The sequence below is a fragment of the Anaerovibrio lipolyticus DSM 3074 genome (assembly GCF_900141865.1).
Lineage (GTDB): Bacteria > Bacillota > Negativicutes > Selenomonadales > Selenomonadaceae > Anaerovibrio > Anaerovibrio lipolyticus.
On sequence record NZ_FQYW01000019.1, the window covers coordinates 18,328 to 33,657 of the forward strand.

At 44.2% G+C, this 15,330-nt stretch carries 14 protein-coding genes; 2 read left to right on the plus strand and 12 right to left on the minus strand.

The annotated features are described in order from the left end of the window. Positions 1-54: 54 nt before the first annotated feature. From clpX to B6K08_RS10780, 12 genes are all read right to left on the minus strand, one after another. Positions 55-1,317, minus strand: a complete 1,263-nt coding sequence (clpX, locus tag B6K08_RS10725; protein WP_039209131.1) for an ATP-dependent Clp protease ATP-binding subunit ClpX — start codon at positions 1,315-1,317, stop codon at positions 55-57. A gap of 12 nt (positions 1,318-1,329) precedes the next feature. Beyond that, positions 1,330-1,938, minus strand: coding sequence for an ATP-dependent Clp endopeptidase proteolytic subunit ClpP (gene clpP / locus B6K08_RS10730; RefSeq protein ID WP_039209135.1), 609 nt, complete (start codon positions 1,936-1,938; stop codon positions 1,330-1,332). A 214-nt stretch (positions 1,939-2,152) separates the two neighbouring features. Further along, positions 2,153-3,442: a trigger factor gene (tig, locus tag B6K08_RS10735; RefSeq protein WP_039209137.1), complete on the minus strand. Its 1,290-nt coding sequence runs from the start codon at positions 3,440-3,442 to the stop codon at positions 2,153-2,155. 142 nt (positions 3,443-3,584) lie between these two features. After that, positions 3,585-4,367 carry an ABC transporter ATP-binding protein gene (locus B6K08_RS10740; RefSeq protein WP_039209139.1) on the minus strand — a complete coding sequence of 261 codons (783 nt, stop codon included), beginning with the start codon at positions 4,365-4,367 and terminating at the stop codon, positions 3,585-3,587. Continuing rightward, a complete protein-coding gene (locus B6K08_RS10745; protein WP_039209143.1) occupies positions 4,367-5,359 on the minus strand; it encodes a FecCD family ABC transporter permease in 993 nt (330 codons plus the stop codon). Before B6K08_RS10745 ends, B6K08_RS10740 begins: the two co-directional genes overlap by 1 nt. Positions 5,360-5,372: 13 nt before the next feature. After that, positions 5,373-6,317 (minus strand): ABC transporter substrate-binding protein, encoded by a 945-nt coding sequence (locus B6K08_RS10750; RefSeq protein WP_052212241.1) that lies wholly within the window; start codon positions 6,315-6,317, stop codon positions 5,373-5,375. A 19-nt stretch (positions 6,318-6,336) separates the two neighbouring features. After that, positions 6,337-7,266 carry a LysR family transcriptional regulator gene (locus tag B6K08_RS10755; protein WP_039209147.1) on the minus strand — a complete coding sequence of 310 codons (930 nt, stop codon included), beginning with the start codon at positions 7,264-7,266 and terminating at the stop codon, positions 6,337-6,339. Positions 7,267-7,332: 66 nt separating this feature from the next. Continuing rightward, entirely contained in the window at positions 7,333-8,529 is a 1,197-nt protein-coding gene (locus tag B6K08_RS10760) for an FIST signal transduction protein (RefSeq protein ID WP_039207833.1), read from the minus strand. A 17-nt stretch (positions 8,530-8,546) separates the two neighbouring features. Then, positions 8,547-10,820 carry an ATP-binding protein gene (locus tag B6K08_RS10765; RefSeq protein ID WP_052212080.1) on the minus strand — a complete coding sequence of 758 codons (2,274 nt, stop codon included), beginning with the start codon at positions 10,818-10,820 and terminating at the stop codon, positions 8,547-8,549. Positions 10,821-10,831: 11 nt separating this feature from the next. After that, the gene (locus B6K08_RS10770) at positions 10,832-11,197 is read right to left on the minus strand and encodes a response regulator (RefSeq protein ID WP_039207851.1); all 366 of its coding nucleotides are present in this window, start codon (positions 11,195-11,197) and stop codon (positions 10,832-10,834) included. Between the two features lie 15 nt (positions 11,198-11,212). Continuing rightward, positions 11,213-12,661: an HD domain-containing phosphohydrolase gene (locus tag B6K08_RS10775; RefSeq protein ID WP_052212082.1), complete on the minus strand. Its 1,449-nt coding sequence runs from the start codon at positions 12,659-12,661 to the stop codon at positions 11,213-11,215. A 158-nt stretch (positions 12,662-12,819) separates the two neighbouring features. Beyond that, complete coding sequence (locus B6K08_RS10780) at positions 12,820-13,548, minus strand: LytR/AlgR family response regulator transcription factor (protein WP_039207835.1); 729 nt, start codon at positions 13,546-13,548, stop codon at positions 12,820-12,822. Positions 13,549-13,652: 104 nt separating this feature from the next. Between B6K08_RS10780 and B6K08_RS10785 the strand changes: the two genes are divergently transcribed. Next, entirely contained in the window at positions 13,653-14,981 is a 1,329-nt protein-coding gene (locus B6K08_RS10785) for a GHKL domain-containing protein (RefSeq protein ID WP_039207839.1), read from the plus strand. Then, positions 14,975-15,295 carry a hypothetical protein gene (locus B6K08_RS10790; protein ID WP_039207842.1) on the plus strand — a complete coding sequence of 107 codons (321 nt, stop codon included), beginning with the start codon at positions 14,975-14,977 and terminating at the stop codon, positions 15,293-15,295. Before B6K08_RS10785 ends, B6K08_RS10790 begins: the two co-directional genes overlap by 7 nt. The last annotated feature ends 35 nt before the right edge of the window (positions 15,296-15,330 follow it).

The following is a 15,330-nucleotide window of genomic DNA, read 5'->3' on the forward strand; positions in this document are numbered from 1 at the left end:
GCACATCTAAAAAAATATAGACGCTGCGCAAGCAACGTCTATAGTAACTCACCCTTAGGCGGAAGCTTCACTATTAGCAGAAAGCCGTGTCTTATCGTAGCTCAGGATAGGATCAACCTTGTCCTCCACCACGGCCTTGGTAACCTGACACTTGGTAACGCCCTCAAGAGATGGAATTTCGTACATGACGTTCTTCATAATTCCTTCAAGTATGGAACGAAGACCACGGGCACCAGTCTTACGCTTCAGGGCCTCCTTGGCGATGGAGCGCAATGCATCATCATCAAAGGAAAGACTCACATCATCCAAATCAAGAAGTGCCTTAAACTGTTTAACCAATGCATTCTTTGGCTTTGTAAGAATCTCTATAAGGGCATCCTCATCCAGAGAATCCAAAGTAACCACCACTGGAAGGCGGCCGATAAATTCCGGAATAAGTCCACTCTTCATCAAATCATCAGGTACAATGTGCTTCAGAACCTCGCCGATTTCTCCTTTTTCCTTGGAAGTAACCTTGGCGCCAAAGCCCATGTTCTTGTTACCACGACGCTTGTTTATTATTTTTTCGATACCAGCAAACGCGCCACCACAAATAAAGAGAATATTAGTGGTATCAATCTGCAGAAGCTCCTGATGTGGATGCTTGCGACCACCCTGAGGCGGTACAGAAGCAACCGTTCCTTCAAGAATCTTCAAAAGGGCCTGTTGAACGCCCTCACCAGAAACATCACGGGTGATGGAAACATTCTCGCCCTTACGGGAAATCTTATCAATCTCATCAATATAGATAATACCCCGTTCAGCCTTGGCAATATCAAAATCCGCTGCCTGTATCAGCTTTAAAAGGATATTTTCGACATCCTCACCCACATATCCTGCTTCAGTGAGAGTAGTTGCATCAGCAACAGCAAAAGGAACCTGCAAAATCTTTGCCAAAGTCTGGGCCAACAGGGTTTTACCACTACCAGTAGGACCAATCATAAGGATATTGGATTTCTGCAACTCCACATCCACATCAAAAATCTCACCGGAGTTAATGCGCTTGTAATGATTATAAACAGCCACTGCCAAGGTTTTCTTGGCCTCTTCCTGACCGATTACGTATTCATCCAAAATAGCCTTGATTTCCTTTGGTTTAGGCAGTGATCTGAGTTCCTCGGGAACCGAAGCTGCGTTTTCTTCAGAAACAATCTCCTGACAAAGCTCGATACACTCATCACAAATATATACGCCAGGACCTGCCACCAATTTACGAACTAAATCCTCTGTCTTGCCACAGAATGAACAGGTCAGCTTTTCATTATCATCGAAGCTCATAACAGTGCCTCCTTACTCGTCCTTGTCAGATTTCTCCTCAGGACGAACAATAACCTTATCAACCAAACCGTATGTCACTGCCTCCTCAGCGCTCATAAAATTATCGCGCTCAGTATCAGTATTGATCTTATCCAAATCCTGGCCGGTGTGATCCGCCAAAACCTTATTAATCATATCACGGGTACGCTGCATTTCCTGGGCCTGAATCTGAATATCAGTAGACTGACCACGGGCTCCGCCCAATGGCTGATGAATCATAATACGGGCATTTGGAAGGGCAAAACGCTTTCCCTTGGCACCTGCTGTAAGAAGCAGGGAACCCATGCTTGCAGCCTGACCCACACAGATAGTGGAAACATCTGGCTTAATATACTGCATAGTATCATAAATAGCCATACCAGCAGTAACCACACCGCCTGGGCTGTTAATGTAAAGATAAATATCCTTGTCAGGATCCTCAGACTCCAGGAAAAGGAGCTGTGCCACTACAGAGCTGGCAACAGTATCATTTATCTCGCCAGTCAGCATAATAATACGATCCTTCAACAAACGGGAATATATATCGTAGGACCGCTCGCCATTACCGGACTGCTCCACTACGTAAGGTACAAAATAACTCACTGAAAATCACCTCAAATTAATATCATAACAAAACCAAGTTCAATTCTCATATTATACTATATAGTCAAAATGTCAAATATGTCAATCTTAATTTTACTACAATATCAATATAGCAGGATTTTAAAAATATGCCAAATTAAAATTAATCCTCCGCCCAAAGATGAGTCTCTGGGCGGGGGAATTAATTAACTTATGAAATATTTTTCAAAAAATCTTATTTGGCAATGCTGTCAATTACGAAGTTAGCAGTCTTTCTTCTGAGAACAGTAGCTGCCAAATCGCCAAGACGACCCTGCTCAGCAATAATCTTCTTAACCTGTGGTGCAGTTGCGCCATAAGCAGCTGCCATAGTAGCAACCTCATTATCAAGATCCTCTGCCTCAACCTTGATGCCCTCAGCCTTTGCAATGGCCTCAAGAACCAAATCAACCTTAACATTGGAAGCAGCAGTCTCCTTGTAATTCTCACGGAGCTTGTTAATATCAGTGCCAGCGTAAGCCATGTACTGCTCCAGCTTCAGGCCCTGCTGCTCAAGACGGAGAGCCATCTCCTGAACCATAGCGTTTACGCGGTTCTCAATCATAACCTCTGGAATATCAACCTTTGCATTATCAGCAGCCATGTTGATAGCCTTTTCACGCTTCTCGGACTCAGCCTTGGTCTCAGCGCTCTTCTCCAGATTGCTCTTCAGATCAGCCTTCAGCTCATCAAGAGTCTGGAAGGTGCTGGCCTTCTTTGCAAACTCATCATTCAGCTCAGGGAGGACCTTCTTCTTGATGCTCTTTACAGTGCACTTAAATACTGCTGGCTTGCCCTTGAGCTCCTCAGAATGATAATCCTCCGGGAAGGTTACATTGACTTCCTTCTCCTCACCAACCTTGGCACCAATGAGCTGATCCTCAAAGCCTGGAATGAAAGAGTTGGAACCAATCTGAAGAGGATAATCCTTGCCCTCGCCGCCAGCGAAAGCCTCACCATCTACAAAGCCCTTGAAGTCCAAAGTGATGAAGTTGTCCTTCTCAACAGCTGCACCTTCTTCAGCATCAACCATATCAGCCTGACGGTCAAGCATACGAACCAGCTGCTGCTGAACTGCCTCATCATCAACTACGTCCTTCTCTACCTCTACCTTAAGTCCCTTGTACTCGCCCAGCTCAACCTCTGGCTTCTTGGTGGCAACAGCCTTGAATACCAGATCCTTGCCAAGCTCTAAAGTATCAACATCGATATCAGGGCGGGTAACAATATCAATCTTCTCCTGTGCGAGAGCCTCGTTCAGAGCCTTTGGAGCAACCATCTCAAAAGCATCTGTCATAACATACTCTTTACCTACGTGACGCTCTACAATCTTCTTTGGAGCCTTACCCTTACGGAAACCAGGGATATTAACGCGGTTAGCAATTTTCTTTGCTGCTGCATCGTATGCCTTGTCCAGCTCTGCTGCTGGAACAGTAATGTTCAATTCAACCTGCTGGTTCTCTAAATCTTTTACACTAACTTCCATTGTCTAAAAAGACCTCCTAATATATTCTTTATTGGGCCGTGCCCATTATTGACCTCATTGTGCCCACATAGCATATATACTACCATAATAAAAGGGATTTTACAAGTTTAAACTATGGTGGACTACTTAGGTGGATAACGCCCTATCTAAGCACTTCCACAGGGGTCAGTATCTGCTCTCCCCTCTCATTGGAGAAAACTTCAGCACGGACGCCGAAGACCTCCTTTAAGAAGGTTTCATTCATCACCTTGTCCGGGGCTCCTGCGGTGTAGATGCCCTTGTCCTTTACCACCACCAGATAATCTGAATACTTCACCGCCTGATTCAGCTCATGGAGCACCATCACCACCGTAATGCCCCAGTTCTCGTTGAGGCGCTTGACGATTTCCATAACCTCCAGCTGGTGGGCAATATCCAGATAAGTGGTTGGCTCATCCAAAATGAGAATTTCCGGTTTCTGGGCCAGAGCCATAGCTATCCATGCCCGCTGTCGTTCACCACCAGATAGCGACATAACCTGGCGATGTCTTAAATGGGACACATTGGTTTCAGACATAGCCCATTCCACCGCTTCCTCATCCTCAATCTGGTTGCTCTTTTTAAACCAGCTCCGATAAGGAAACCTTCCGTAATCCACCAACTGCTCCACGGTTACATCTGGAGGAGCCTGCATCCCCTGGGGAAGCACTGCCAATTTTCTGGCCAGCTCCTTCCGCTTGATTTTCTTTAAATCAATGCCGTCTATAATAACCTGTCCACCGTAATTGCTGTTAATGCCAGCCACTGCTTTTAATAGGGTTGATTTCCCTGCTCCATTAGGACCGATTACTGAAGTTATTTTTCCATTTGGTATGGTGGCATTGATTCCTTCCAAAATAACCTTGTCATTTATGGTAACAGACAGATCTTTTGCTTCAATTGACATTACAGCTCCCTCCTTAACAAGAACAAGAAGAATGGAGCTCCAAATGCCGCCATTAAAATACCCACTGGCAGTTCCACAGGAGCAAAGGCCACCCGAGCCACCGTATCACAAATCGTCACCACACCAATACCCAAAAGGGCTGAAGCAGGCAACAAGAAACGATAATCAGAACCCACTATAAGGCGGGCAGCATGGGGCACAATAAGTCCCACGAATCCCAAAAGTCCTACCACAGACACCGCACTGGCAGCCAGCAAAGCCGCAATAGCTGTAAGGACAATACGGGTAAGCTCAACTCTTACTCCAAGGCCCTTAGCTACTTCATCACCCAGCTGCAAAATATTGATGTGACGGGATGCCAGCAGGGCAAGAATACCGCCCCCCAGAGAATAGGGCCAAATCATAGCCACATGGGGCCAGCTTCTGGCAGAAAGTCCTCCCACCATCCACATAAGGGCATTATGAATCTTATCACTGTTAAAAATCATCATGCCGGAAATGCCCGCACCTAAAAATGCGGACACGGCCACACCGGCCAAAATAATGCGTACAGGCCGTATGCCATTTTTCCAGGCTAAAATATAAATGCACACTGCAGCCAGCATAGCCCCCACAAAGGCTACGGGAGTGACGAACATCTCATAGCCGGGGAAAATCAGCATCACCATAATACCCGCAATACCAGCACCAGAGGAAATACCTATAATATGTGGATCTGCCAACGGATTCTTCATAACCGCCTGAAGTATGGCACCAGACAATGCAAGATTCATGCCCACCAGAGCACCCACCACAGTCCTTGGCAGACGGATGCTATTTAATATTTTTTCATGGGTACCCGTGGCATTTCCCATAAGGGAATCCAGCACCTCCTGAGCCGGAATGGACACAGACCCCATCATTATGCTTAGTAAAAAGCCTACGGCGGCCAAAATGGCGAATATCGCCAAAATAGATATTCGCCACTTAACACTGCTTTTATTATCGCTCAATTTTTATGCTCCTTTAAAACAAATCAGGATATACCTTCTTGGCCATTTCCCTATAGCAGTCAGGGTATTTCAGCCCAGGACTCAGCAAAAACAAATCCTGTGGAAGGAAATATACCTTGTTGTTCTGTACCGCATTAATAGCATTCCAAGCCGGATTCTTCTTCATTTCCCCCAGGAGATTATCCTCCTGGGATTTGGCATTGCCCATGGTAACCACAAAGAGAATCTCCGGATTCTGCTCAACCATGGTCTCCATGCTGTATGGGGTAGCATCTGGATTCTTTTCCATTGGGGTAAGTCCCTCTGCCACATTTTTCCAGCCAAAATCCTTAACCACAGACCCGGCAATGCTGCCGCTAAGCTGAATATTAAGATTCTGAGAGGAACTAAAGAGCACTGCCACCCGCTTTTCCTCCTTAGGGAGTTTTTCCTTAATTGCGGTGATTTCCTTGTTCATTTTGGAAATAGCCTCTGCCGCCTTTTCCTTTTCCCCGGTTACCTGTCCGAAGATTTCCAGCTCACGCTTTACATCCTCATAGGTCTTGGATTTCAGCACAATAGACGGAATACCATTATCCTCCAATACTTTTATGAGCTTTTCATTTACTCCCTGATGAATAACCACCAAATCGGGATTTAAGGACAGAACCTTTTCCACATCAATCTGGATTGACTTTCCAACTACTTCAATATCCTTGGCAAAATCCGGAGCAACCTGTGAGGTTGGACGCCCTACGATATTTCCGCCCACCAGATGTAATGGCTCCAAAAATGACGCTGACAGTACCACGATGCGCTTTGGAGTACCGGGAAGCACTACCTTCCTGCCTGAATCATCATTAATAACGATTTCATTACCATTACTGCTCTGCTGAGTGACATTATTACTGCCACAACCGGCCATGCTCAACAGCATCAAAGATAATACTATCAGCATGACAGATTTCAAAAATTTCATAGAACATCCCTCCAATTAATCAGCCTTCCAGCTGGTCTTTTTTTACTGGCTGGAAGTTCTTAATAAATTCATCAGAAGCTATATATTGCTTCATGAAATTCAAAAATCTCTCATCCCTATCGTTAAGCTCCTTATCCTTGCCCCAATACAGGCAAATATGAACCATAAGAGGCGGAGTTAGCTGACGACGGACGAATTTAGTTTCCTCCCGGGTAACGAAATCTGGAAGTACAGAAATCCCAAGTCTGTTGGCCACCAACTGCTTTATGGTCTTCAGCTGGGTAGTACAAAGCAAAATATTTGGCACAAATCCACGCTCAACACAACGCTCATATACATGCTGATACTGATATGTATTGGACTGCTGCATAATGAACTGTTCATTGCGAAGGTCATCAAATTCAATATGATTTTTATTTGCCAGCTCCAATTCCGGGCTGACACACAAGCTTAAATTATCTGTCTGAATCAGCATTTCATGGTCGCTGTCACTCAATTTATCTGTAAAGATAATTCCAAAATCCAGCTCCCCCTTGTCTGCCTTCTGCAAAACCTCGGTGGAATCACTGTACTCCTTCACATCCAGGCTCATATCTGGATACATATCCTTGAAGCTGGTGAAAAGATCTGGAAAAAGATAGGCTTCCACCATAGGAGGAATACCGAAATGAACCGTACCCAGCTTTTCCTGCTGAAAACGGGCCATATCATTTTTAGTGTCCTCCACATCCTTCATAATCTTTTCTGCATGAAGCAAAAAGGCCTTTCCCTCCTTAGTCAGGGTAACATGCTTTTGTCGGCGGTCAATAAGGGTCAGCTTCAGCTCGCTTTCCAGTGCCTTAATGGCCTTTGTTACCGATGGCTGGGAAACATGCAAATACTCAGCAGTTCTCGTGAAGTTTTCCAGTTTGCTGATGGCACAAAAATACTCCAACTGTCTAAAATCCATTATTATGCCCCCAAACATTTCATTTCAAATCATAAAAATCGGTGCTTTTCGCACTCTATATATTAATTACAAAACAATAAAGCAAAAGGTTGTATTATGGAAGCAATTATGGACATTGCCGGTTGCTTTGGAAATTATAGGACAAAATTCGCCATAGGAGTACATTCCCGAGAATCTGATATTACGAGGTACAACCGCAGAGTATCCCTTGGTCTCATCCACCATATCATCATTTGTAAAGGTCATAAGCCTTGAAACACAGGAAGTAATAATGGCTGATGTGTACTCGTATTTGTGCTCGTTAGCCACATCCACAATGGCAGACTGAATAGCCTTGGCCACGGAATGAGCCACATCCTTACGGGAGAACATGGCCAGCTGTATATGGGCCCCCTTAGGCACATTGCCCAAAAAGACTCCCGCCCCTGTTTCCATATCAATACTATCCAGATTGCGGATTACCTGTATTTCATCCCCCTCCGGTGTGGTATAAGACACTAAGAACGGGGAACCTACAAACTGCATTACCAGATTTTTCACATCAAGGTCAAAGCCCGCAGCCTGCAAGGCCTCCACCATGGTTTTGCTGCCCAGCTTGTATACCACATTTCCCCTGGCTTCCGTCACAGTCTCATCAAAATCGGCCACAGTTTCCACGGAAAACTCGCCCTTGAGCACTGGCTTGGTATCACCCCCAATAAGGACCATAACCATTCCAGACCGACTTTGCTGGGAGTTAAGCATTACACTGCATTCACTGAACACAAAATTGTCAGAGCAGAAGCCTCCAAAAACAGGTATTCCACCGCTGGCATCATCAAGGACATTAACAAACTCATCACCGGGTATCTTTGGATTTTTTACTGCGTAGGTAATAATTACCTTTGGTCTCCATCCTCCCAAATCATTTTTTAGCTTATTAAAAGTCCTTTTTATCTCCGCCTTATAGTTGTCCTCTGTCAATTCTGCCGTCATACCGGCGGCAAAGCCGCAATCATCAGCAGTGAAAACGTGTAAGGAAATACCCTCCTTTGCATATCCCTGCTGCTCTGAAAACAGTGACATGGCACTACAACCCATAATAGGAAAGTTGAATTCTTCCCTCAGCTTTTCTCCTAATTCCTCAAAATCTGTTTCTGCGTGGGCAAACACCACTCCCAAGGAGTTTCTGCCAAGCTTAAAAGCCTTCAGCTTCTCCTTAAGCTCCGCCACACCCAAATCCAGGTCATCCATATTTTTTGTAAAAACGGCTAATGACCGCATTCCATTCACCTCTAAAATTACGTTTTACTCCATTGATTAATCAGCTCCTCCAAAGCATCATAATCAAAATCATTTCCTGCATCCTTCATCTTGTTCAAAAGCTCACGCTGCTCGTTGCTTACCTTGAACTTGGACAGCTTGGTTCTCAGCTCCTCGAAAATATCCAGATCGAAGTCTCCAATGGCCGATTCCATACTATCTATAATACGGTCCATCTCCTGCTGAGAAATTTCTACTAAATTTTCTTCTTCCTTTTTATCATAAATATCATCAGCAAAATAATCACCCAGATAGGCTATAACTGATGCATACTTTGCCATAAGCTTATCAAAGTTTCGGCGTATAAAGTCATAGTTACCGTCCTTGCCGGCCATTTCATGCTCCCTGGCCATCTGGGACAGCTCCTTTTGATTGATTATGGCCGCCACTGTCTTAAGTGCGTGAACCTCGATAATATAGTTAGCATAATCCTCATTTTCAATGAGGCTGCCCAACAGCTTCATCTTCTTTCGGCCATCAGTATACACCTGCTTTAATATATCCTGATCAATAGTATCCGTCTGGGAAGTAAATGGCTTTTCCAGCTTATTTATCTTCTCCTCCGGCAAGAACTGCTTTAAGCACTCGTCAAGCTCCTTGGCCTCAATAGGCTTGGCCAAAAAGCCCTGGAAGCCGTATTCACAATACTGCTCCTTCATACCGCTGATGGCATTAGCCGTAAGAGCTATTACTACCGTATACTGACACCCCGGAATCTCACGTATCTTATACATACATTCCACACCATCCATAACCGGCATCATGTGGTCCATAAACACGATATCAAATTTCTCATTGGTCAACAGGTTCAAGGCCTCAGCACCGCTTTCCACACAAGTTGTTTTAACCTTGTATGGTGCCAGCATCCCCTCAGCCACCTTCAGATTTACTCTGTTGTCATCCACAATCAGAGCAGTAGCCTCCTCGGCCGTAAAGGTATATTTAAAGAGCTTGCGCTGGAACAGACTATCATCCTTGTTCAGCTTGCCCATTGGTTTCCAGTCATCCACCTTATTGACCACAGTCCATGTAAATATACTGCCCTTGCCGTAAATACTGTCTACAGTAATATCTCCTCCCATGGAGCGGCAAAGGCGCTTACTGATGGCCAATCCCAACCCTGTGCCCTCCACTGAGCGGTTTCTCTTTGTATCCACCTGTTCAAAGCTGGAAAACAGCTTTACCAGATCCGTTGGCTTAATACCACAGCCAGTATCCTCCACACATGAAAAAATCTTAACGGCATTTCCCTCCGGCATTTTTTCAAACCACATCTTCATCTTGATGTATCCGTTATGGGTAAACTTAACTGCATTATTCAGGAGATTTACCATAACCTGTTTGATACGGATTTCATCACCTATCAGGCTATAAGGGATATTTTCGTCAATATCCATAATCAGCTCCACATCTTTATCCTTAAGACGAATACTAATCATGGTCATAACATCATTAATGATGGAAGACATCTGATATGGGGTATTGATAATATCCATTTTGCCCGCTTCTATCTTGGAAAAATCCAAAATATCGTTGATAATGGCCAACAGTGAAGCTGATGCACTCTTTATCAGCAATGCATTTTCTCTGGCAAAGGAATCCGTAGTATCACGTATAATAAACTCCGACATACCATTTATGGCATTCATTGGAGTCCGGATTTCATGGGACATATTGGCAAGGAAGCTGGACTTGGCCCTGTCGGCACTTTCTGCTCTTTCTTTGGCCCTAATAATATCGGTAATATCCACCATAATCAGCATAACACCTGCTATTTCCTTATCCTGGTTAATAGCCGGTCTTACATAAATGTCAAAATTTTCCTCCATACCATGGACCTCCATGCGGTCCATATACTGGATATTTTTGCCCTCGTCCCTGGTTTCCTTGCACATCTCCTCAATATGGCGACGACCAATGTTGTCCATAAGCCCCTCAAACAGGTCATAAATATACACGCCATCATTAACCTGTTCAAAAGAATAGCTGGAACGCTCAAAGAATGGCTCCGTGGCCATAACTGTATTCAAGTCCATATCCAACATTATAGATATATTCGGTGAATTCTGAAGCAGCATGGCATTATAAAAAACCTGCTGGCCCTTGGAGTGTTCGCTGTATTCACGGAACTTATTGGCCTGCTCCGCCAGTGCCGCAAGGATGTTATTTTCTCTTTGAAGACGCTTTATCTCACGATTGGCACGTTTCAGCTCAATCTGCAGCGATTTCAAGGTCGCCTCATTATCCTGCATCACGTTACCTCCTATGCCAAATACTGACCTACCAGTTTAAGCAAAGCATCCTGCTTAAACGGCTTCAGCAAAAAGCCCTGTGCTCCCACTGTCTTTATTCTCTCCTGCAGGCCCTCATCCTCTTCAGCTGTCAAAAACAACACCGGGACATCTGCCAGTTTCGGCATTTTTCTGATTTCCTCAAGCACCTGATAACCATCCATTTCTGGCATGAGAATATCCAACAAAATCAGATCTGGAACATTTTTCGACAAAAACTGAAGTGCCTTGCTGCCACTTGGAACCAGCACAGACTTATATTCCTCGTTTGACTTGAGCATTTTGTCCACAAATTTTAGATTAACCACATTATCATCTACAACTAATATTTTCTTCATGAAAAGATCTCCCTTCTATTCATGTAGCGTAAATCCAAAGTCATCATCAATTATTTGCAGCATAATACTGCCTATTATAGGGTCAAATTGAGATCCAAGTCCCTTTTCCAGCTCACTTCTGACCTCTTCCTGTGTAAGCATCCCCCTGTATGAACGGCGTGAGGTCATGGCATCATAGGAATCAGCCACATTGATGATTCTGGCTATTTCTGGAATCCCCTTGCCGTACAATCCCTCTGGATACCCACTGCCATCATAATGTTCATGGTGATACATGGCACCATCATAAATATCCTTCACCGAGGTTATCGTCTTTAATATATCGCCGCCAATAACAGGATGAGTCTTTACCGTCTCAAATTCCTCATCCGTCAAAGGAGCTGTTTTATTGATAATCCCATCCGGAATACCTATCTTGCCGATATCATGAAGGAGGGCCGCATATTTTAAACGCAGCAGCTGCATCTCCGTATAGCCAAGCTGTTTTCCAATCATTACGCTATATTTTGAAACCCTGTCAGAATGGCCCTTGGTATACTTATCCTTGGCATCAATGGTATTGGCCAGGGCCTGAATAATTTCATCAAACATAATGGTCATTTGCTGGGTTTTGTCCAGAATGGCCTGGGTTCTGATCTGAATTTCCTCCTGGAGCTTTGACTGCAAATAATACAAATCCAAAATTCTGTTTATTCTCGCCATCAGCAGTGCCGGATTAAGAGGCTTGGTTATAAAATCTACTGCCCCTTCCTTAAAGCCCTGCAGCTCCGTGGACAAATCGTTATCATGGGTCATAAACACCACGGGAATATGAACATACCTTTCATCTGCCTTCAGCTTTCCGATAATATCGTGCCCATTTTCACGAGGCATATGCACATCCAAAAGCACCAGATCAGGCAGAATCCCTTCCTCCAGCTGCTGAAAAAATTCCTGACCGGAGGCTGCCTCCTCAATATTATATGTATTTGAAAGAACCTCAACCACCACCTGACGATTAAGGCGGCTGTCATCCACCACAAAAATCGTAAACTGCTTTATCTGGGAGCTGGCCTCCAAATTTATGCGCTTTGGCAAAACTGCAGTGATGTTTCTCAGTAAATCCTCATACATAGCCACCAGATGATGATGGTTCATGTTGATATACTCCACATCCTCCTGTTTGGCCGCATCCTCCATGCGCTTCGCTTTTGCCCGCAGCTCTTCAGCACCAATATAAGCAGAGGAGCTTTTCAGTGCATGAACCTTAACACGATATCCACCCCAGTCATTTCCCAAATAACAGGTCTGCATATCATCCAAAACATTGTCCTCCACAAAGGTGCTGACAATATCCAGATAAAAGTCCTTATCGTCCATACATTGCTGGAGACCATCCTTGGTATTCAAAAAAGTTAATCGTTCTATTATTTCACTGGCATCATCAGTATTTTCCCCATCAAATTGTCCTACATCATGTTTCATATCATCACCATCATGTAAAATAAAATTACGTACAAATCCCCTACTTTATATATTACCTTATTTAAGCTATTTGTCAAAATGTTTTATACCATTGAAATAAGGCAGGAACAAATGCCATACAGCATATTATCCCTGCCTTTGAATGATATATATTTCCTTCAACGATGCACCAAATATCTCATATAAATAATCTTGGCCTCTTTCTTTCGCCGGTGACTTATAGGAATTCTGGAACCGTCCTTCATTATAAATTCATCGGCATCCATACGCTTTATATAATCCATGTTGATAATAATCCGATGATGACACTCCAAAAAATTCTTCTGCTCCATAAGCAATTCCTGACACTGGCTATAACTCATGGTAGTTTCACAAACCGCATCAGATAAATGGACCGTCAATTTATGTTTGTCGTTTATATCCACATACACAATATTTTTAAGGGGAATCTCCACCTTCTCTCCATTAACAGTGGCAAAAAGACATCGGTCTGACTCCACCAATGCCGGCATGATATGATCCATGGTATGGGAAAACTCATCCAAATGCTCTGACAAGGGTTTCAACAAATACCCCGCTGCAAACACCCGATACCCCTCCAGTAAAAAATCCTGGGATGTGGTCAAAAATACAATCGGAACATTCTCATTCTGAAGGCGAATGGCCTCCGCTGCCTCCATGCCAGTCATATCTGTCATAAATATATCCAAAATAAGAAGGTCGTATTTACCCGGAGCAAAATTTTCCAGCAATTCCTCAGCGCAATGAAAGGTATCCAGCTCAAGGTTTTTCATCACCTCAGGATATGAAGTTTCTATATATTGCCGCACCTTGGAGGCTGCCACATGAAGGTCAGTCTCCAAATCATCCGCTATAGCAATTCTCATAGCTTAGGTCCTTTCTTTTGTAAAAACTTTTCGAAAATATTGTACTATGTATAATACCATATGTGTATAATGTAAGATAAGATTTATTGAAGGGAGGCAACTGTATGGACTGGCTGGTGGTATTATTTGCACTGCAAATTACCCTTATCCAAATCGCTGCATTTTATCTGCGCTACTATGCCTTCCGTGACCAGCTGACTCCCCCACAGCAACGCAAGCTCTGGCAAAAGATTGCCGGCCTTGGCATAATATGTGTCGGTTTTTATACCCTGCTTTTTTCCTATACCAATATTGTGGTGGCCACTTACAAGGCAGTTTTGCTCATAGGCTGGATTCCCTACCAATTTTTTCTGATGAATGCCTTGCCCCGGCAACGGCTGTCACATACATTTATTGTCAGTATGTCCTTTCTGTGGAACTTTATCACCCACAGTATCAGCTGTATTATCATTGCCCTGTTTTTTATCCATTGCACCGAAAGGGTAGTTTTGCAGGCCGAGGCCGCCATTGACCTCATCACCTATCTAATCCTTTTGCCCCTGTCCCGAAAATTATTCACCGATCTGCTGCATACCTTTGCCCACTTTACCCGGCCTCTGATCCGACTATATATTTCCATCCTCCCCTTTATCATGACTGTGGGCTATGTGGCCATGATAAGTGACGAAATCATGTGGCATACCTGGGAGGAACGGCTGGCCAGACTTCTGTTGCCGGTTGCTTTCGTGTTTACATATCATTACATAATGGGTACAGCCAAACAAATCTACCAGCGAAAGCGCCTCCAGCATAACAAGAGTATTATGAAGCAGGAACTGCTTTATCTGGAAGAAGCCCGTCTTTTGGCTGCAGACAACAAAAATCATGTACAAAAACAGCTAAGCAGCCTCCTTGAAACCTACGAGCAGCTGCGTCAGCTCATTAATGACGGAAACCTTGAGGAAGCCAAGGCATATATCGAGCAGCAGGAGGAAAAGCTCTCTGTGGGAGCTATCATGTCCTATACCGATAATGCCATAGTCAATGCGGCCATTTCCATATATTTGAACCGTGCCAAAAATGCGGGGATAAAAATAACGCCCAAGGTCAATCTCCCCCGCAACATGAAAACCGATGAAAATGATTTATCGGTGCTTCTGGCCAACCTGCTGGAAAATGCACTATTGGCCTGCATTAAGGAACAGGGGCTGCGTGAGATTACCCTTATATTACAGCATACTGATTCCCAATGTGTACTGGAAATTGCCAATACCTTCCATGGCAATTTAAAGCTTGGAGAGGACGGACTGCCAAAAGCCAGCCACTCCGGCCATGGTATCGGTATGTTGTCCCTAAAAACATTTCTGAATAAATACGACGGATACGCTGACTTCAACTGCGAAAACGGTTGGGCCCGTATCACCATATACTGGGAGGATAAACTGCCATGTTAATTATTGCCATTGCCCTCACCTTAAGCCAGCTGCTAATCGTCTTCCTCATATTCCACAAGGAACTCCATGACAACATACAAAAAGAGGAAGCCAACGACCTGCTGACCCTACGGCTGAATTCCCTGAAGCATGAGGCGGCCCTTATAAAAAAAGATATCAATACCACCCGCATACTGCGCCATGACCTTCGTCACCACTACCGCATGCTCTACGCCCTTTTAAAGGAGGAGGACATACCCGCCTCCTTGGAGCACATTGAAAAACAGGAAGCTGCCATTTCTGATTTGGCCATATACCAAAGCACTGATATTTAAGCTATTACCAGCCCACTATATCAGTGCTTTTTCAA

Coding starts and splice junctions, on each gene's coding strand:
- B6K08_RS10780 (WP_039207835.1), bottom strand. CDS start 13,548: ATGAGAATTGCTATAGCGGATGATTTGGAGACTGACCTTCATGTGGCA.
- B6K08_RS10770 (WP_039207851.1), bottom strand. CDS start 11,197: ATGAAGAAAATATTAGTTGTAGATGATAATGTGGTTAATCTAAAATTT.
- tig (WP_039209137.1), bottom strand. CDS start 3,442: ATGGAAGTTAGTGTAAAAGATTTAGAGAACCAGCAGGTTGAATTGAAC.
- B6K08_RS10775 (WP_052212082.1), bottom strand. CDS start 12,661: ATGAAACATGATGTAGGACAATTTGATGGGGAAAATACTGATGATGCC.
- B6K08_RS10790 (WP_039207842.1), top strand. CDS start 14,975: ATGTTAATTATTGCCATTGCCCTCACCTTAAGCCAGCTGCTAATCGTC.
- B6K08_RS10760 (WP_039207833.1), bottom strand. CDS start 8,529: ATGCGGTCATTAGCCGTTTTTACAAAAAATATGGATGACCTGGATTTG.
- clpX (WP_039209131.1), bottom strand. CDS start 1,317: ATGAGCTTCGATGATAATGAAAAGCTGACCTGTTCATTCTGTGGCAAG.
- B6K08_RS10740 (WP_039209139.1), bottom strand. CDS start 4,367: ATGTCAATTGAAGCAAAAGATCTGTCTGTTACCATAAATGACAAGGTT.
- B6K08_RS10765 (WP_052212080.1), bottom strand. CDS start 10,820: ATGCAGGATAATGAGGCGACCTTGAAATCGCTGCAGATTGAGCTGAAA.
- B6K08_RS10755 (WP_039209147.1), bottom strand. CDS start 7,266: ATGGATTTTAGACAGTTGGAGTATTTTTGTGCCATCAGCAAACTGGAA.
- B6K08_RS10750 (WP_052212241.1), bottom strand. CDS start 6,317: ATGAAATTTTTGAAATCTGTCATGCTGATAGTATTATCTTTGATGCTG.
- B6K08_RS10785 (WP_039207839.1), top strand. CDS start 13,653: ATGGACTGGCTGGTGGTATTATTTGCACTGCAAATTACCCTTATCCAA.